Raw genomic sequence first — 18,578 nt, forward strand, 5'->3', positions numbered from 1 at the left:
GCTTTAAAAAATAAACACACTCACACAAAAAAAGGATAGAGATAATGAAGAAGCACAATTTTAACCTGGTATTCCTGGCTACCGTGGCCACATTGTGTGGACAGCCTGCGCTGGCTGCACTCAATACTTACACCCATGCAAATGGATCGACCGTCGTTAATATTAACCAGGCTGATGCAAATGGTCTTTCACACAATATGTATCAGAACTTTAACGTCACCAGTGATGGAATGGTCCTGAATAATAGCACCACAGATTTAGTGCGTGACAAGGGCGATCTTGCGCGAAACAGCAATCTGGATAAGTCAGCCAGCCTTATCCTGAATGAAGTTATCTCAAAAAGCTCTTCTTCACTGAACGGGTATATTGAAGTCGCCGGTCAAAAAGCGGATGTCATTATCGCTAACCCGAATGGTATTACCTGCTCTGGCTGTAGCTTCATTAACACCGGACGCGCCACGCTGACCACCGGAACGCCCACCTTTACCGATGGTACATTGACTGGTTTCAATGTGGCGAAAGGCACAATTACTGTTAATGGTGATGGTCTGAAAGGAGCCGATTACACCGACCTGCTGGCGCAGAAAATTAATATCCAGGGAGAGATCGATACCACTCAATTGAAAGCGATTGCCGGTATCTATGATTACAATATCACTTCCGGTTCGGCGACAGCGAGTGGAACGGCCAAAGCCTACGGCAACACCATTGATGTCAGCGCGCTGGGTGGGGCAACTGCGGGAATTATTCAGCTGGAGACTACTGATGCCGGTGCGGGTGTCAATAACAGCGGCGTACTGAATGCGACTAATCTCTACATTACAGCTAATGGCACATTAACCAACAGCGGCACGATTGAAACCGGACTGCTGAGCGCTACCGCAGGTGGCAGCATAACGAACAGAGGAACGCTGTCTGCCAGCCAGGCTGTTCTGCAGACAACGGATGCGTTCACCAATAACGGCACCATTAAAACGACGGATTACGCCACCATCGTCAGCCTGGGGAAAATTTCTAACAACAATAATGCGCAGATTGATGCTGCTGGTGCTGTAAATATTATTTCTCTGGCCGGTAATATTGAGAACAGAGGAACCATCACGACGCCAAAAACGTTGGCCATGCAGACCGGTTATAATACGGTTGACGGTGTCGTCACGGCTGTCGCCAACACCAGCCTGCTCAATTCAGGGGCGATTCAGGCAGGTAACCTGAGTATGAATGCCGTTAAAGAGGTCAGCCTCCTGTCTGGCGGAGACGTGACTTCACAGGGTACAGCCTATGTTTCTGCGACAAAGGTCTCTAACGCAGCGACCCTGACCGCTCAGAATGCCTCTGTCGTGGCGAATGAGGTCAGCAATCAGGGCGTCATGCAGACAACCGGACTGTTAAACGTGTCGGGTAAAAACGGCATCTCTAATAGCGGTACCATGAGAGCGGGAACGCTGACACTGGCGACAGACGAGAAAATCAGTAACGCATCCTGTTTACTCTGGGTGCTGTGCAGTAAAGGCACAATGTCAGCCGATAAAATCACGATTACCGCACCGAAGATCGCCGCGATTAGTGATTTAAATGGTACTTATACGACGCAGGTACTTGAACTGAATAAGCCTGCGGCGACCCCGGCAACGGACACCAGCCTGTAACAGCCATAAAAAAACCCAGCCGAAGCTGGGTTTTTTCTTGCCGCCGAACCCGCAGGTTCAGGTGCCTTTTAATCTTATTTTTTAGCGCCTGGCACGCTGAAACGCTTGTTAAAGCGGTCAACACGGCCACCAGTTGCCACTTCACGCTGCTTACCGGTATAGAACGGGTGGCATTTGCCACAAACGTCCAGGTTCAGTTCGTGAGTCAGTGTTGAACGGGTGTGGATCTCGTTGCCGCAGGTACATTTGATTGTAACTGCTTCGTATTTCGGGTGAATACCTTGTTTCATGGGAAACCTCATAGAAGGCCGTGTCGCTCTCCGTGCCAGGCGTTAACCTGCACAGCACCACACGCGGTTGAACATTATAGGGTGTACTCCGGCCAGATATTTCTCACCGAAGGCGGCATATTATACAGGTAAGTTTCGATTGCTGCAAATATATGCTGAGATACCCGCCATAGGGGTCAGCGTGTACACTAGCTTCCCCGATAATTAAGCCGGAAAGAGAGAGTTATGCCCGTCGTTCAGGTTGCCCTGCCCGTCCCCTTGCCCCGCCTGTTTGACTATCTGCCGCCTCAGGGTCCGCAGCCGGTCATTGGCGGGCGCGTGAGTGTGCCCTTTGGCAATCGCAGGATGATCGGGATTGTGGTCGCCTTTCGTGACAGCAGCGATCTGCCGGAAGCACAACTCAAACGCGTGGTTGAGGTGCTGGACAGTGAGTCTCTCTATCCGCCGTCGCTGTGGCGCATCCTGAACTGGGCCGCCAGCTACTATCACTCTCCGCAGGGCGAAGTGCTGAGCCACGCAATTCCGGTGCTGCTGCGCCAGGGCAAAGCGGCGCAGGACAATCCCCTGTGGCGCTGGGAAATCACCGAGCAGGGCCGGGCAACCACGCCGGAAAGTTTAAAGCGGGCACCAAAACAGCAGCAGGCGCTGGCAGCACTGCGTCAGCAACCGCTCTATCGGCATCAGGTCAGTGAACACGATCTCACCGAGGCGACATTACAGGCATTGCGGGCCAAAGGCTTATGCGAACTGCATGAGCATCAGCCACAGATGCACGACTGGCGTACCACCTATGCCGTGAAAGGCGAACGTCTGCGATTAAACACCGATCAGGCGATGGCCGTGGGTGCGATTCGGGCAGATGATGAACATTACTCCGCCTGGCTGCTGGCGGGCATCACTGGCTCCGGCAAAACCGAGGTTTACCTCAGCGTGCTGGAAAATGTGCTGGCACGCGGTAAACAGGCGCTGGTGCTGGTGCCGGAGATAGGCTTAACCCCGCAGACTATCGCCCGCTTTCGCGAACGTTTTGATGCGCCCATCGATGTGCTGCACTCCGCCTTAAATGACAGTGAACGGCTGGCGGTCTGGTTGCGTGCGCGGCGCGGCGAAACGGCCATTGTGATCGGCACCCGATCGGCGCTGTTTACACCGCTGGCCCGTCCGGGCGTGATCATTATTGATGAAGAACATGACAGCTCCTATAAACAGCAGGAAGGCTGGCGCTATCAGGCGCGCGACCTGGCTGTCTTCCGTGCGCATGAAGAGGATATCCCGATTGTGATGGGATCGGCGACGCCTGCTCTGGAGACACTGCACAATGTCCGCAGCGGTAAGTATCGCCAGCTCGACCTGACAAAGCGCGCTGGCAACGCCCGACCGGCGCTGCAACAGCTTATCGACTTAAAAGGCGTGCAGCTGATCGGCGGCCTGGCGCCCGGTTTGATTGGTAAAATGCGCCAGCATCTGCAGGCTGATAATCAGGTGCTGCTGTTTCTTAACCGCCGCGGCTTTTCCCCCGCCCTGCTCTGTCACGACTGCGGCTGGATTGCAGAATGTACCCGCTGTGACCGCTACTACACACTGCATCAGCACCACCGCCAGCTACGCTGCCATCATTGCGACAGCCAGCGTCCGCTGCCAAATCAGTGCCCGCAGTGCGGTTCAACCCATCTGCTGCCGGTCGGGGTCGGGACTGAACAGCTGGAGCAGCAGCTCGGCACACTCTTCCCTGGCGTGCCGGTGTCGCGCATCGATCGTGATACCACCAGCCGCAAAGGGGCGCTGGAGCAGCATCTGGCTGACGTCCATCGCGGCGGCGCACGTATCCTTGTCGGCACGCAGATGCTGGCCAAAGGCCATCACTTCCCCGATGTCACGCTGGTATCGCTGCTGGATGTCGATGGCGCGCTGTTCTCAGCCGATTTCCGTGCAGCGGAACGCTTTGCTCAACTCTATACCCAGGTCGCCGGTCGCGCTGGCCGTGCTGGCAAACAGGGCGAGGTGCTACTGCAGACGCACCATCCCGAACACCCGCTGTTACAGACGCTATTGCACCAGGGTTATTCGGCATTCGCCCAGCAGGCACTCCTGGAGCGCCAGGCGGTTCACCTGCCGCCCTGGAGCCGGCATGCACTGTTCCGCGCGGAAGATATGGATAACCAGCAGGCGGCGGAATTCCTGCAGCAACTCCGCAATTTGCTGGAAGCGAGCCCGCTGAACGATAAGGCGATGTGGTTTATGGGTCCGTTGCCCGCTTTGCAGCCCAAACGCAGTGGACGCTGGCGCTGGCAACTGCTGCTGCAGCATCCTTCCCGGCAACGTCTGCAACAGTTACTGAGCAGTTCGTTGCCGCTGGTTTCAACGCTCCCCGCTGCGCGCAAAGTGAAATGGACGCTGGATATCGACCCGACCGAGAGCTGATTTTTGCTGACACTGCGAGCCAGATCGAAAAACGTCGCATAAGTCACAATTTTTATGCAAATTAAGTAACAACCAGCCGGGCAATCGTTAACAATGTTGCCCGGATTGCTTTCAGGTCAGGCAAAAACAGAATCGAACGCGCCATAACGCGTCAGGAGCATGTGTTGGAGCAGAATCAACAACCGCCCGCCGCCACGATGAAGGATGTCGCGGAGCACGCGGGCGTCTCAACCGCCACCGTATCGCGTGCGCTGATGAATCCGGAGAAGGTTTCTGCGGCGACCCGTCAGAAAGTCGAGCAGGCCGTTGCCGCCGTCGGCTATGCAGCACACGGCCCTGCGCGCAACGCGCGGCGTAACGAAACGCGAACCATTCTGGTGATTGTCCCTGACATCTGCGATCCCTTCTTTAGTGAAATCATTCGTGGCGTCGAAGTCACGGCAGCCGAAGAGGGCTATCTGGTGCTGATTGGTGACTGCGCTCATCAGAATCAGCAGGAGCGAACCTTTCTCAATCTGATGGTCACACGACAGATCGATGGCATGGTGCTGCTCGGGTCAAAGTTGCCCTTTGATGCCAGCATTGATGAGCAACGCAACCTGCCGCCCATGGTGATGGCGAATGAGTTTGCGCCGGAAATGTCGCTGCCCACGGTCCACATCGATAACCTGACCGCCGCATTTGAAGCGGTCAATCATTTACTGCAGTTAGGCCACACGCAGATCGCCTGTATTGCCGGGCCGGAAGAGATGCCGCTCTGTCAGTATCGGTTGCAGGGCTATGTACAGGCGATGCGTCGCAGCGGGCTGACGGTTGATCCCACCTATATTGTGCGCGGTGATTTCACGTTTGAAGCAGGCGTTGCCGCCATGAATCAGCTGATGACTTTGCCACAACCGCCGCGCGCCCTGTTCTGTCACAGCGATATTATGGCGCTGGGGGCGATGAATCAGGCCAGACGCTGTGGACTGCGCATACCGGAGGATCTCTCTGTAGTGGGATTCGATGACATTGAGCTGTCACGTTACTGCGAGCCGCCGCTGACCACGGTGACACAGCCACGTTACCAGATTGGTCGGGAAGCGATGCTGCTGCTGCTGGATGAGTTAAATGGTAAACGGGTGATCAGCGGATCGCGGTTGCTGGATGCCGGCTTAACGATTCGTGGCAGTACGGCGCGCGCAAAAAAACGTGAAAAATAAGCCTGTTCGTCTGGTTTTTTCAGTAGATTCTTAAAGCGAACACTGCTGGTCAAAGTTCCGACCCTTGAGTAACATGGCGGACTCCTTGCCGGGCGCGTAAAATCATCATTTCGCCCAACTGGCACTATTTTTGAAGGGTATAAGAACGAGAGTGGCACAAAAAGATTACGTAGGCCGCGGGCGTTCAACAGGGACGCGTCGCAAAAAAAGCCCCAGCCGTGGCAAGAAGAGCAAAGGCGGTTCGGGAATATCTAAATTGATGATTGTACTGGCGGTCGCAGTGTTGGTGACCTTTGCCGGTGGTTTATGGTTCCTGGCGCATCACAAGAAAGAAGACGTGCCGGTCATTACGGATCATAAAGCCAACGGCAATGGCTTGCCGCCGAAGCCAGAAGAGCGCTGGAAATATATTAAAGAGCTGGAAAACCGTCAGGTCACCGTGCCAACGCCTATCGAACCCTCTTCAGGTGGCGAAGTGAAGTCGCAGACACAGCTGACCGACGAGCAGCGCCAGTTGCTGGAGCAGATGCAGGCTGATATGCGTCAGCAGCCGACGCAGCTCAACGAAGTACCGTGGAACGAACAGACGCCGGCGCAACGTCAGCAGACGCTGCAGCATCAGCAGCAGTTGCAACAGCTGCAACGTCAGCAGCAGCAGGTTCAGCAACAACAGCAACTGCAACATCAGCAACAACAACAGGTTCAGCAACAGCGTCAGCAGTTGCAGGCCCAACAGCAACGCCAGCAACAGTTGCAGCAACAACAACAGCGTCAGCAACAGCAGCAATTACAGCAACAGCAACGTCAGCAGCAGCAGCAGCAGCAGCAGCAGCAGCAGCAGCAGCAAAACGTACAGCGCCAGTCGCAGCCTGCCCCCATTACGCGGGAACCGGACGTACAGTCTAAACCGCAGGAGACAGCGAAGGCGAAACCAGCGGAGAAAGCTTCTTCGCAGCGCTGGATGGTGCAGTGTGGTTCGTTCAAAGGCACTGACCAGGCTGAATCGGTGCGTGCAGGCTTAGCCTTTGAAGGCTTTGAAAGCCGCATTACAACCGGTGGCGGCTGGAATCGTGTGGTTATCGGTCCGTATAAAGACCGCGCATCCGCTGACAGCACCCTGAAACGCCTGCGCAGTTCCGGACACTCCAGCTGTATTCCACTCTCCGTCGGGGGTTGAAACCCGTCAAACCCGCCCCATATCTGTTGCATGATACTCCGCGCCCCGTGCGCGGAGTCCTTTTCCGACTGCAACAAGGGGTCTGCCCGTGACAACAATAGTAAGTGTACGACGCAACGGCCAGGTAGTGATTGGCGGTGATGGCCAGGCTACGCTCGGCAATACCGTGATGAAAGGCAACGTTAAAAAAGTGCGTCGTTTATACAACGATAAGGTGATTGCCGGATTTGCTGGCGGCACCGCAGACGCCTTCACCCTGTTTGAACTTTTCGAACGTAAACTGGAAATGCATCAGGGCCATCTGGTGAAAGCCGCGGTGGAACTGGCGAAAGACTGGCGTACTGACCGTATGCTGCGTCGCCTTGAAGCCTTGCTGGCCGTCGCGGATGAGTCAGCTTCTCTGATCATCAGCGGTAACGGTGATGTCATCCAGCCTGAAAACGATCTGATCGCCATCGGCTCCGGTGGGCCTTTCGCCCAGGCAGCGGCACGTGCGCTGCTGGAGAATACCGAAATGGGCGCACGCGACATCGTCGAAAAGTCGCTGAATATCGCGGGTGATATCTGCATCTACACTAACCACAACGTTAATTTCGAAGAATTAACGTCTAAGGCGTAAGGGTATAAATATGTCTGAGATGACTCCACGCGAAATCGTCAGCGAACTGAACCGCTTTATCATCGGCCAGGACAGCGCCAAGCGCGCCGTGGCGATTGCACTGCGCAACCGCTGGCGCCGCATGCAGCTCGACGAAGAGCTGCGTCATGAAGTGACCCCTAAAAACATTCTGATGATCGGTCCGACCGGTGTCGGTAAAACCGAGATCGCGCGTCGTCTGGCTAAGCTGGCCAATGCACCGTTCATCAAAGTCGAAGCGACTAAATTTACCGAAGTGGGTTATGTCGGTAAGGAAGTGGACTCTATCATTCGTGATCTGACCGATTCGGCCATTAAGATGGTGCGCAGTCAGGCGATTGAAAAGAACAAATACCGTGCCGAAGAGATGGCCGAAGAGCGCATTCTCGATGTGCTGATTCCGCCTGCGAAAAACAACTGGGGCCAGGCAGAGCAGAGCGCTGAGCCGTCTGCGGCGCGCCAGTCGTTCCGCAAAAAGCTGCGCGAAGGCCAGCTTGATGATAAAGAGATTGAGATCGATCTGGCCGCCAGCGCGCCTGGTGTTGAGATCATGGCGCCTCCTGGCATGGAAGAGATGACCAGCCAGCTGCAGTCGATGTTCCAGAACCTCGGCGGTCAGAAGCAGAAAGCCCGTAAGCTGAAGATCAAAGAAGCGATGAAGCTGCTGATCGAAGAAGAAGCGGCAAAACTGGTTAACCCTGAAGAACTTAAGCAGGACGCGATTGATGCCGTTGAACAGCACGGTATCGTGTTTATCGATGAGATCGATAAAATCTGTAAGCGCGGCGGCCAGAATGCCGGCGGCCCGGATGTTTCTCGCGAAGGTGTTCAGCGTGACCTGCTGCCGCTGGTTGAAGGCTGTACCGTTTCGACCAAACATGGCATGGTGAAAACTGACCATATTCTGTTTATCGCCTCAGGCGCGTTCCAGGTGGCCAGCCCTTCCGATCTGATTCCGGAACTGCAGGGTCGTCTGCCAATCCGTGTAGAGCTGCAGGCGCTGACCGTGAATGATTTCCAGCGCATCCTGACTGAGCCGAATGCCTCCATCACCGTACAGTACAAAGCGCTGATGAATACCGAGGGTGTGAACATCGAGTTCACCGAAGAGGGTATTCGCCGGATCGCAGAAGCCGCATGGCAGGTCAACGAAACCACCGAAAACATTGGTGCGCGCCGTCTGCATACCGTGCTGGAGCGTCTGATGGAAGATATCTCGTATGACGCCAGCGATCGTCACGGTGAATCCGTGACCATCGATGCTGATTATGTCGGTAAACATCTGGATGAACTGGTGGCTGACGAAGACCTCAGCCGCTTCATTCTCTGATTCACTGAATCAGCGCTTTTCCGAAGCCCAGCCCATCCGGCTGGGCTTTTTTATGCATGTTCTTGATCGAACGATGCTTTTTTCATACTGATGATTTTGCCAACAATCTGCATATAGCGATATACTTACCCTTCCTGTGGCAAACAGACGAAACCCCTATGAAATACGATACATCTGAACTCTGCGATATCTACCATGAAGAAGTGAATGTTGTTGAACCGCTTTTATCAAACTTTGGTGGGCGCACTTCATTCGGTGGTCAGATTACCACAGTGAAATGCTTTGAAGACAACGGCTTACTCTACGATCTGCTGGAAGAGAATGGCCGGGGTCGCGTCCTGGTGATCGATGGCGGCGGCTCCGTGCGTCGTGCGCTGGTCGATGCGCAGCTGGCACGTCTGGCGGCCACCAACGAGTGGGAAGGCCTGGTGATTTACGGTTCGGTACGCCAGGTTGATGAGCTGGAAGAGCTGGAGATTGGCATTCAGGCCATTGCCGCGATTCCGGCAGGCGCTGCGGGTGAAGGGATTGGTGAAAGCGATGTGCGCGTCAATTTCGGCGGCGTCACCTTCTTCTCCGGCGACCATCTCTATGCCGATAACACCGGTATCATTCTGTCAGAGGATGCGCTGGACCTCGAATAGGCCAGACATGAAAACGGGTGCCTGAGCACCCGTTTTTCACATCAGCTGAGGCTTCAAACCTCTTCCATTTTTCCCAGCAAGGCACGCAGACGTTCCTGCCATACGTGCTGCTCTTCTTTCAGGTGCTGATTTTCACGCATCAGCGCATCGTGGTTGCCCGCGACTTGTTGCGCATCGTTACGCAGTGAGTTGTTCTGCTCTTTCAGCTCTTCGATTTCCATCTGCAACAGGGTGATGGTATCAATCGCCTGCTGTACTTTCGCTTCCAGTTTCTCAAACACTTCAAATGACATCTTTCTGACCTCTCCTAAATTCCTGCAAGGCGTTGATGATGCCAGCTTAAGCCAGCAACGTTGTCCCGATTGTATGTAGCCTCACCCCGCAAGTCCAGCAACGCGGCCTTTGCGGGCGTAGTCTGTAACACTTTTCAGCCAATCCCTGAATTTACGCTGCGCTTACTGAAGCTGCGTTCCGGCACTGGCCCGTTATCGCTGTAATGAGGCGCGAATAATGGCTTAAGAAAGCCAGAATACGCGAAAACGCGCATTTTTATGACACAGTACACAAAAAACGATTTCGCTATTTCTCGTTTATGTTCGTTAACGATAAATTCACATCAGCCCTACATAAAAGCTGGGTGCCTCATGGACTGAGAACAAAAACTGATAAAATTTAACCTCGCTTCAGGAACCACTATTATGAGTCAGACAACTAACACGCTCAAAGGTCAGTGTATTGCCGAATTTCTGGGGACAGGCTTGATTATTTTCTTCGGCGCAGGCTGTGTGGCTGCACTGAAACTCGCCGGTGCCGCCTTCGGTCAGTGGGAAATCTGCATTATCTGGGGCTTAGCCGTCTCAATGGCTGTCTATCTTACCGCTGGGGTATCAGGTGCGCATCTGAACCCTGCCGTTACGGTTGCGCTCTGCCTGTTTGCCAACTTCGAAGGCCGTAAAGTGGTGCCGTTTATTCTGGCGCAAATTGCCGGGGCATTCTGCGCGGCCGCGCTGGTTTATGGCCTCTACTACAGCCTCTTTTTCGATTACGAACAAAGTCATCAGATGGTACGCGGTACGGTTCAGAGTCTGGATCTGGCGGGTATCTTCTCAACCTATCCTAACCCTCACATCAGCGTAGGTCAGGCGTTCCTGGTCGAGATGGTGATTACTGCCGTGCTGATGGCAGTGATTATGGCACTGACCGACGATGGCAACGGCGTACCGCGTGGGCCGATGGCACCGCTGTTAATCGGTCTGCTGGTCGCGGTCATTGGTGGGTCAATGGGTCCACTGACCGGCTTTGCTCTTAACCCGGCACGTGATTTCGGACCTAAGCTGTTCGCCTTCTTCGCTGGCTGGGGTAACGTTGCCTTCACAGGTGGTAAAGATATTCCTTACTTCCTGGTCCCTATTTTTGGCCCGCTGGTCGGTGCCTGCCTGGGTGCAGTCGGTTATCGCACCCTGATTGGCCGCTACCTGCCAGGTGCCGCTAAAGAACCTGCAAAAATTCCAGCAGACAAACCGGTTGCACGCGCTCAGCAGCGTAAAGCGTAAGTTTCACCTTTTATCATCAGGACTGAATTTATGACTACCACAGATAAAAAATATATTGTCGCGCTCGATCAGGGCACAACCAGCTCACGCGCTGTCGTTCTCGACCACGATTCCAATATCGTTGCGGTATCGCAGCGCGAATTTACTCAGATCTACCCGAAAGCGGGCTGGGTTGAGCATGATCCAATGGATATCTGGGCTTCACAAAGCTCTACGCTGGTGGAAGTGCTGGCCCATGCCGACATCCGCTCTGATGAGATTGCGGCTATCGGTATCACTAACCAGCGCGAAACCGCTATCGTGTGGGAAAAAGAGACCGGCAAACCTATCTATAACGCCATCGTCTGGCAGGATCCCCGCACCGCTGACTACTGTAACAAACTGAAGAAAGAGGGCCTGGAAGAGTATATCCAGCACACGACGGGTCTGGTGATTAACCCCTACTTCTCCGGGACAAAAGTGAAGTGGATCCTGGATCACGTTGAAGGCTCACGTGAGCGTGCAAAACGTGGCGAACTGCTGTTCGGTACCGTTGATACCTGGCTGGTCTGGAAAATGACTCAGGGCCGCGTTCACATCACCGACTATACCAACGCCTCACGTACCATGATGTTTAACATTCACAAGCTGGAGTGGGATCAGCGCATGCTGGATATCCTGGATATCCCGCGTGAAATGCTGCCGGAAGTGAAATCTTCGTCTGAAGTCTACGGTCAGACCAACATCGGTGGTAAAGGCGGTACGCGTATTCCTATCGCCGGTATTGCCGGTGACCAGCAGGCCGCGCTGTATGGCCAGCTGTGTGTACAGCCTGGCATGGCGAAAAACACCTACGGCACCGGCTGCTTCATGCTGATGAACACCGGTACTGAAGCGGTGACCTCGACCCATGGCCTGCTGACCACTATCGCCTGTGGCCCGCGCGGTGAAGTGAACTATGCGCTGGAAGGTGCCGTATTCATCGGTGGTGCCTCTATTCAGTGGCTGCGTGATGAAATGAAGCTGATCAGTGAAGCGGCTGACTCTGAATACTTCGCAATGAAAGTGAAAGACACCAACGGCGTTTACATGGTGCCTGCTTTCACCGGCCTGGGTGCACCTTACTGGGACCCGTATGCCCGTGGCGCAATCTTCGGTCTGACGCGCGGCGCAAACTCTAACCACATCATCCGCGCGACGCTGGAGTCGATCGCTTATCAGACGCGTGACGTGCTTGAAGCGATGCAGAACGATGCCAACACCCGCCTGCAGGCGCTGCGTGTGGATGGTGGTGCGGTGTCCAACAACTTCCTGATGCAGTTCCAGGCTGACATCCTCGGTACCCGTGTTGAGCGTCCGGAAGTGCGTGAAGTCACCGCGCTGGGTTCTGCCTATCTGGCGGGTCTGGCTGTCGGCTTCTGGCAGGATCTGGATGAAGTGCGCGCTAAAGCGGTTATTGAGCGTGAGTTCCGTCCAAGCCTGGAAACCACCGAGCGTAACTTCCGCTATGCCGGCTGGAAAAAAGCGGTTGCCCGCGCACAGGCGTGGGAAGACCAGGAGTAATCTCTGTGCCCGCGACGCTGGCCGTCGCGGGCCTTTTCCCCGCCCCACTGCCCCGCTGTGTTACACTGCCTGCCGGTTTTTTGTCAGGTAGATGCCATGAAACGAGAACTTGCCATTGAATTTTCCCGCGTAACCGAAGCTGCCGCCCTGGCAGGCTATCACTGGTTAGGACGCGGCGACAAAAATGCGGCTGACGGTGCGGCAGTCCATGCCATGCGTCATGTCCTGAACTCCATTGAAATTGACGGTCAGATTGTGATCGGTGAAGGCGAAATCGACGAAGCGCCGATGCTCTATATTGGCGAAAAAGTCGGTACCGGTCGCGGCGATGCGGTCGATATTGCTGTTGATCCGATTGAAGGCACCCGCATGACGGCGCTTGGCCAGGCTAACGCACTGGCTGTGATGGCCGTCGGCGATAAAGGCAGCTTTCTGCACGCCCCTGACATGTACATGGAGAAGCTGATTGTCGGTCCGGCAGCGCATGGTGCGATCGACCTTGACCTGCCGCTGGAAACCAACCTGCGTAATATCGCAATAGCGATGAACAAGCCGCTGTCGCAGCTGACCGTATCGATTCTGGCAAAGCCGCGTCACGATGCGGTGATTAGCCAGCTGCAGCAGCTGGGCGTGCGGGTATTTACCTTCCCGGATGGCGACGTCGCCGCCTCGATTCTGACCTGCATGCCGGACAGCGAAGTGGATGTGATGTATGGCATTGGTGGCGCACCGGAAGGCGTAGTCTCTGCGGCGGTGATCCGTGCACTGGACGGCGATATGCAGGGCCGGTTGCTGGCACGTCATCATGTGAAAGGCGACAGCGCTGAAAACCGTCGGCTCGGTGAGCAGGAGCTGCAGCGCTGTGCAGAGATGGGGATTGAAGCGGGTAAAAAGCTGACGCTGAGTGAGATGGCGCGCAACGACAACGTGGTGTTTGCCGCCACCGGCATTACCAGTGGCGAACTACTGAAAGGCATTACGCGTCAGGGCAATATTGCCACCAGCGAAACGCTGCTGATTCGCGGTAAATCACGCACCATTCGCCGCATCCAGTCGATTCACTATCTTGACCGTAAAGATCCGGCGCTCCATCCGTTTATCCTGTAACCGGCTGGTTGCCGCGCTCCGGCTGACGTGAGAGCGGCAACCAGCAGAGCAGCATCACCAGCGCGGTAAAGAACATCAGCATGCCAAGGCTGAACTGATCGCGCTGCGGCATCATGGCTGAGAGCCACGCCACCAGCCCCGATCCCAGATTCTGCATGCCGCCAATCAGTGCGCCCGCGCTACCCGCCAGCCACGCATACGGTTCCATCGCGCCTGAGGTCGCCAGCGGAAACAGCATACCGGCCCCAAAGAAGAACAGCGCGGCGGGGACCAGCAGCGTCCAGATATTCATCACGCCGAACCACGCCGGGATCCACATCAGAATGCCCGCCAGCAGGCAGCTATTCACACCCCACCACATCAGGCTGTGCCATGAACCCTGCTCGCGCCCGGCAAACCAGGCACCAAAGAACGCAGCCGGAATCGGCAGGATGAACAGGATGCTGACGGTGAGGCTGTGCAGGCCGAGCACGCCGCCCAGCAGAACGCCACAGCTCGACTCAAATACCGCAATCCCGGCCAGCGCGCCAATCAGCAGCACAATATAGCGGACGAAATTCGCGTCGCTGAGCAGGCGGGCATAACGTTTAAAGAAAGGGGTCACTTCTGCACTCTGCGGCCGGGTCTCCGGCAGCCAGCGCGCCATGGAACCGGTCACCGCCAGACAGAGCAGCAGCAGAAAGGCAAAACAGGCGTGCCAGCCAAAGAGCTGGGTCAGCAGTGCGCCAATCACCGGCGCCAGCAGCGGGCTGACCAAAATGCCCATATTAAGCAGGCTGTTAGCGCGGCGCAGCGCGTGACCCTCGTAGAGATCGCGCGGCATGGTACGGGCCATCACGCCTGCCACGCCGGTTCCCAGCCCCTGAATAGCACTGCCGAGCACCAGCATATCGAGTGATGTCGCCATCAGAGCCGTGATTGCGCCGATCATAAAGATCATCATGCCCGCCAGGATCACCGGACGACGGCCCACGCTGTCTGACAGCGGACCGTAGATCAGCTGGGATCCGCCATAGGTCATCAGATAGGCCGCCATCACTCGCTGCAGCGCGCCATCCCGCACATTCAGGGCGTCCGCCATCACCGACATCGCCGGAACGTAGATAGTCTGTGCCATCTGCCCGACAGCCACCAGCACAATGAGCATCACCAGCAGTGGGCGATTTTCCAGTTTACTAATCATGATTATGCAAAATTTCTTTCTGTAAAATGAGGTTAAAACAGCGGTTCACCCGCCAGTCATCTTGTTATGGCGGGCAAAATATCAGGATTAGATGACAAAGCGAGAGGTAAGCGAAAAGGTCCCGGCTTGCGCCTGTCAAGTTTATGCGCCAGCCTGTAAAGACAAAGCAACAGTTTGTCGATTAGAGCCTTTGCCAGGGCGCAGGCTGGCAATCTCACCGGCGAGTCGCGAAAATAGTGACCTGCCTGAATAATCAACAACCAGGGAGTGATTATGGCTGAGTGGGTCAATGGTGAAGTAAAGGAAGTCAAAAACTGGACGGATGCATTGTTTAGTCTCCGGGTAAAAGCGCCCATCGATCCCTTTATCGCCGGGCAATTTGCCAAGCTGGCGCTGGAAATCGACGGTGAGCGGGTGCAGCGCGCTTACTCCTACGTTAATGCGCCGAAAGATGACCTGCTGGAGTTTTATCTGGTTACGGTGCCAGACGGCAAGCTGAGTCCGCATCTGCAGGCACTTCAGCCGGGCGATCAGGTGATGGTCACCAAAGAAGCTGCGGGATTCTTTGTGCTGGATGAAGTCCCGGAGTGCAAAACCTTATGGATGCTGGCAACCGGCACCGCGATTGGTCCCTACCTGTCGATGCTCCAGCAGGGCGAAGGGCTGGATCGCTTTGAAAACATCGTGCTGGTGCATGCTGCGCGCTATGCGGCTGACCTGAGCTTTTTGCCGATGATGCAGCAGCTGCAGCAGCGCTATCACGGTAAATTGCACATCCAGACGGTAGTGAGTCGCGAAGCGATCCCCAGTTCGCTGACGGGCCGGGTCCCGGCGCTGATCGAAAATGGCGAGCTGGAGCGTGCCACCGGATTAACGCTGGATGCCGACAGCAGCCATGTGATGCTGTGCGGCAACCCGCAGATGGTGCGTGATACGCAGCAGTTACTGAAAGAGACGCGCGAGATGCGCAAACACCTGAAGCGTAAGCCGGGCCATATCACCAGTGAACATTACTGGTGAGCCGTTTGCCGGTATCGCACTGGCTGCGTCGCGGTACCAAACCGGTTAGGACCGGGGGTACCGCGAAAGACGCCGAGATCGAGCAGCAGGCCAGCTATCAGCATAAACGGAATGGCGCGGCCCAGCAGCCAGGGCAGTACACCCGCCAGCATGCTCCAGTTTCCCGCCACCAGCAGCCAGGCGAGAATCACCAGAAATCCCCAGTAGCCGCGTCGGTTGCGGTCGTGCAGCCGTTTAACCATAACCGCGCTGGCGGGCCACAGCAGGCAGACCACGCCAAAGGCCGCCATCTGGGTATCAATCCAGTCGTTTGCTGCTAAGACGAATAAAAGTGTCGTGGTCAGCAACCAGACCGCCTGCCAGATCCAGAAATCACGTCGTCCCAGCCGGCCGCGCCAGGAAAAACACCCTTGTTGTAACGTCATGCATTATCATCCAGAGATAAGAGAACCGCCGCGCTTTTGACCTCGCGGATAAAAACCGTTTTAATTTGCGCCTGAGTTTACGGGTTAGGATCGACAAAATGAAGAATTTGCCTGGCGCACTGCTGTTATCGTTTGCGCTGACGGTTCCGGTCTTTGCCGCCGATCCGCCACCGCCGGAACGGCCCGATGCGTTGCCCACCGCGCCTTATCTGCTGGCGGGCGCGCCCACCTTTGATATGACTATCGGCCAGTTTCGCGAAAAATATAATCTGGCCAATGCAGCGCTGATGCTGCCGGAGTATCGCGCTATTGATAACCGGGGTGATAAAAGCAACCTGACGCGCGCCGCCAGCAAAATCAATGAAACGCTCTATGCCTCAACCGCGCTGGAGCCCGGCACCGGCAAAATCAAGACGCTGCAGATTACCTGGCTGCCACTACCTGGCCCGGACCAGAGCGCCTCGCAGCAAAAAGCACTGGCCTACATGACCGCCATGCTGCGCTTCTTTGTACCGGGATTAAGTACCGACGAGGGGCGTAAAAAGCTGGAGGGTCTGCTGAAGGAAGGTAAGGATTTACCCTACTTTGCGCAGGTCGACGGCGCCTTGCGTTTTGTGGTCGCTGACAACGGCGACAAGGGGCTGACCTTCGCGGTCGAACCGGTCAAACTGGCGCTCGCGAGTCCCTGATGATGTGGCTGAAAATGACGAAAAGCAAAGCCATCACTACATTTGATCTCTATACTGTCTGGCAGACAACGCTGCCGGGTGGCAGCGATTTTTCATGTATCGCGTTATGCGGAGGATAGAATGCGACATCCACTGGTTATGGGTAACTGGAAGTTGAATGGCAGCAAGCAGATCACAGCTGAACTGATCGCCGGTCTGCGCAAGGAACTCTCTGGCGTTGAGGGTTGTGGCGTCGCCATTGCACCGCCAGCGCTCTATCTCGAGCAGGCAAAACACGCCATCTCCGGTAGCCACATCGCACTGGGTGCGCAGAACGTAGACGTTAACCTGTCTGGCGCGTTTACCGGTGAAGTTTCCGCTGAAATGCTAAAAGATATCGGCGCGAAATATATCATTATCGGTCACTCAGAACGCCGCACTTACCACAAAGAGAGCGACGAGTTCATCGCGAAGAAATACGCGGTACTGAAGTCAGTGGGCTTGGTCCCGGTGCTGTGCATTGGTGAAACCGAAGCAGAAAACGAAGCGGGTAAAACCGAAGAAGTCTGCGCGCGTCAGCTGGATGCCGTTCTGGAAACTCAGGGCGCTGAAGCGTTCAAAGATGCGGTTATCGCGTATGAGCCCGTCTGGGCCATCGGTACCGGCAAATCTGCGACCCCTGCTCAGGCACAGGCCGTCCACAAATTCATCCGTGATCATATCGCGAAGAAAGATGCGGCTATCGCAGAACAGGTCATCATTCAGTACGGCGGCTCGGTTAACGATAAGAATGCTGCTGAGCTGTTCACCCAGCCTGACATCGATGGCGCGCTGGTTGGCGGTGCGTCACTGAAAGCAGATGCTTTCGCGGTAATCGTTAAAGCTGCGGCGGCTGCAAAAAGCGCTTAAGCATTAGCACTCCGGTCAGAGGCGGCGCTTAAGCCGCCTTTTTTATGGGCGCAATCAGCTGACAGGCGTGATCCTGCAACTCCTCCGCCGAACCACTGTTCAGTAGCAGCCAGTTCCGCTCTATCGCCATTAACACCAGTCGCCCATCGCTTAATTCAGCCAGTGCCAGCCCATATTTCCCCATCTCTGTGCGTGCCTGTGGCCGTTCATCGGCAAGCCGGATAAAGGCACTCTGCTGAGTCAGCTCATCTGCCGTCAGGGTTCGCAGCCAGTAGCGGTGCTTACGTAGCATGAGTTCCTGCCACTGACCGCCCAGCTGCGGCGTCAGCTGATCCAGCTGCTGACGCACATCGGGTCGCAGACAGGAGAGATGAATATGGAGCTGATTCTGCGTGCGGCCATACTGTGAATTGATCGCCAGTGACAGAACCCGATCAGCAATGGGTGAGCCGCGTCGCTGTGCAAGCAGGGTTCGTTCATGCCACGCAAGGGCAAAATAGTTGGGCGTCGCGGGTTGCAGTAACCGGGGGCTTTCGATACCGGTGATTTTGTCGAGCGGGATCAGCAGATACTGCAACGGCCCATTCATATCTTTCAGCATGGCATAGCGATGTAGCTGGTCGACACGCTGGCAGGGCGCAGGGTCTCCGCTGCTTTGCTGATGAGGCAGGCATTTCTCGCTGACGATCTGCCAGAGTGCATCACTGTTCTTTTTGAAATGCAGTGCGGCGGCCAGCATCCCCACAACAGCCAGCGCCAGCAGAGCGGCAACCAGGCGGGTTGCACGACGATTGGTCGGCATAACAACGCTTCCTGAATGG

At 55.6% G+C, this 18,578-nt stretch carries 18 protein-coding genes; 13 read left to right on the forward strand and 5 right to left on the reverse strand.

Going from position 1 to position 18,578, the window contains the following annotated elements:
- The first annotated feature begins 44 nt into the window (after positions 1-44).
- Positions 45-1,649 carry a two-partner secretion domain-containing protein gene (locus tag AC6I8E_RS17960; protein ID WP_013359465.1) on the forward strand — a complete coding sequence of 535 codons (1,605 nt, stop codon included), beginning with the start codon at positions 45-47 and terminating at the stop codon, positions 1,647-1,649.
- 74 nt (positions 1,650-1,723) lie between these two features.
- Here AC6I8E_RS17960 and rpmE read toward each other — a convergent pair whose 3' ends face one another.
- A complete protein-coding gene (gene rpmE, locus AC6I8E_RS17965) occupies positions 1,724-1,939 on the reverse strand; it encodes a 50S ribosomal protein L31 (RefSeq protein WP_003851227.1) in 216 nt (71 codons plus the stop codon).
- Positions 1,940-2,164: 225 nt separating this feature from the next.
- Between rpmE and priA the strand changes: the two genes are divergently transcribed.
- The 6 genes from priA to rraA all read left to right on the forward strand — a co-directional run bounded on the left by priA (position 2,165) and on the right by rraA (position 9,350).
- Entirely contained in the window at positions 2,165-4,360 is a 2,196-nt protein-coding gene (gene priA, locus AC6I8E_RS17970; protein ID WP_013359466.1) for a primosomal protein N', read from the forward strand.
- Between the two features lie 164 nt (positions 4,361-4,524).
- A complete protein-coding gene (gene cytR / locus AC6I8E_RS17975; RefSeq protein WP_095706511.1) occupies positions 4,525-5,562 on the forward strand; it encodes a DNA-binding transcriptional regulator CytR in 1,038 nt (345 codons plus the stop codon).
- Between the two features lie 151 nt (positions 5,563-5,713).
- Complete coding sequence (gene ftsN, locus AC6I8E_RS17980) at positions 5,714-6,739, forward strand: cell division protein FtsN (RefSeq protein ID WP_497824281.1); 1,026 nt, start codon at positions 5,714-5,716, stop codon at positions 6,737-6,739.
- An 88-nt stretch (positions 6,740-6,827) separates the two neighbouring features.
- Complete coding sequence (gene hslV, locus AC6I8E_RS17985) at positions 6,828-7,358, forward strand: ATP-dependent protease subunit HslV (RefSeq protein WP_003851234.1); 531 nt, start codon at positions 6,828-6,830, stop codon at positions 7,356-7,358.
- A 10-nt stretch (positions 7,359-7,368) separates the two neighbouring features.
- Positions 7,369-8,706 carry an ATP-dependent protease ATPase subunit HslU gene (gene hslU / locus AC6I8E_RS17990; protein ID WP_013359469.1) on the forward strand — a complete coding sequence of 446 codons (1,338 nt, stop codon included), beginning with the start codon at positions 7,369-7,371 and terminating at the stop codon, positions 8,704-8,706.
- A gap of 158 nt (positions 8,707-8,864) precedes the next feature.
- Positions 8,865-9,350, forward strand: a complete 486-nt coding sequence (gene rraA, locus AC6I8E_RS17995; protein WP_497824282.1) for a ribonuclease E activity regulator RraA — start codon at positions 8,865-8,867, stop codon at positions 9,348-9,350.
- A 53-nt stretch (positions 9,351-9,403) separates the two neighbouring features.
- Here the strand turns inward: rraA and zapB are convergent, their stop codons facing one another.
- On the reverse strand, positions 9,404-9,643 hold the full coding sequence (gene zapB, locus AC6I8E_RS18000) for a cell division protein ZapB (RefSeq protein ID WP_003851242.1): 240 nt from the start codon (positions 9,641-9,643) through the stop codon (positions 9,404-9,406).
- A 405-nt stretch (positions 9,644-10,048) separates the two neighbouring features.
- On the opposite strand from zapB, the gene AC6I8E_RS18005 reads away from it, so the two are divergent.
- The 3 genes from AC6I8E_RS18005 to glpX all read left to right on the forward strand — a co-directional run bounded on the left by AC6I8E_RS18005 (position 10,049) and on the right by glpX (position 13,552).
- Complete coding sequence (locus AC6I8E_RS18005; RefSeq protein WP_013359471.1) at positions 10,049-10,903, forward strand: MIP/aquaporin family protein; 855 nt, start codon at positions 10,049-10,051, stop codon at positions 10,901-10,903.
- A 30-nt stretch (positions 10,904-10,933) separates the two neighbouring features.
- Positions 10,934-12,445 carry a glycerol kinase GlpK gene (glpK, locus tag AC6I8E_RS18010; RefSeq protein ID WP_013359472.1) on the forward strand — a complete coding sequence of 504 codons (1,512 nt, stop codon included), beginning with the start codon at positions 10,934-10,936 and terminating at the stop codon, positions 12,443-12,445.
- 96 nt (positions 12,446-12,541) lie between these two features.
- Complete coding sequence (glpX, locus tag AC6I8E_RS18015; RefSeq protein WP_013359473.1) at positions 12,542-13,552, forward strand: class II fructose-bisphosphatase; 1,011 nt, start codon at positions 12,542-12,544, stop codon at positions 13,550-13,552.
- On the opposite strand, the gene emrD is transcribed toward glpX, so the two are convergent.
- Positions 13,542-14,735 (reverse strand): multidrug efflux MFS transporter EmrD, encoded by a 1,194-nt coding sequence (gene emrD, locus AC6I8E_RS18020; RefSeq protein WP_013359474.1) that lies wholly within the window; start codon positions 14,733-14,735, stop codon positions 13,542-13,544. The genes glpX and emrD overlap by 11 nt on opposite strands.
- Before the next feature lie 273 nt (positions 14,736-15,008).
- Here emrD and fpr point away from each other — a divergent pair, with 273 nt between their 5' ends.
- A complete protein-coding gene (gene fpr, locus AC6I8E_RS18025; protein WP_313677421.1) occupies positions 15,009-15,755 on the forward strand; it encodes a ferredoxin--NADP(+) reductase in 747 nt (248 codons plus the stop codon).
- On the opposite strand, the gene AC6I8E_RS18030 is transcribed toward fpr, so the two are convergent.
- Positions 15,746-16,180, reverse strand: a complete 435-nt coding sequence (locus AC6I8E_RS18030; protein ID WP_013359476.1) for a DUF805 domain-containing protein — start codon at positions 16,178-16,180, stop codon at positions 15,746-15,748. The genes fpr and AC6I8E_RS18030 overlap by 10 nt on opposite strands.
- Positions 16,181-16,278: 98 nt before the next feature.
- Between AC6I8E_RS18030 and AC6I8E_RS18035 the strand changes: the two genes are divergently transcribed.
- Both AC6I8E_RS18035 and tpiA read left to right on the forward strand, forming a co-directional pair.
- Complete coding sequence (locus AC6I8E_RS18035) at positions 16,279-16,869, forward strand: DUF1454 family protein (RefSeq protein ID WP_013359477.1); 591 nt, start codon at positions 16,279-16,281, stop codon at positions 16,867-16,869.
- Positions 16,870-16,989: 120 nt separating this feature from the next.
- Complete coding sequence (gene tpiA / locus AC6I8E_RS18040) at positions 16,990-17,757, forward strand: triose-phosphate isomerase (RefSeq protein WP_010258199.1); 768 nt, start codon at positions 16,990-16,992, stop codon at positions 17,755-17,757.
- A 28-nt stretch (positions 17,758-17,785) separates the two neighbouring features.
- Here the strand turns inward: tpiA and AC6I8E_RS18045 are convergent, their stop codons facing one another.
- The gene (locus tag AC6I8E_RS18045; protein WP_370418265.1) at positions 17,786-18,559 is read right to left on the reverse strand and encodes a CDP-diacylglycerol diphosphatase; all 774 of its coding nucleotides are present in this window, start codon (positions 18,557-18,559) and stop codon (positions 17,786-17,788) included.
- Positions 18,560-18,578 lie beyond the last annotated feature (19 nt).

The organism is Pantoea sp. X-Soil-YNGN-785, from assembly GCF_059730585.1.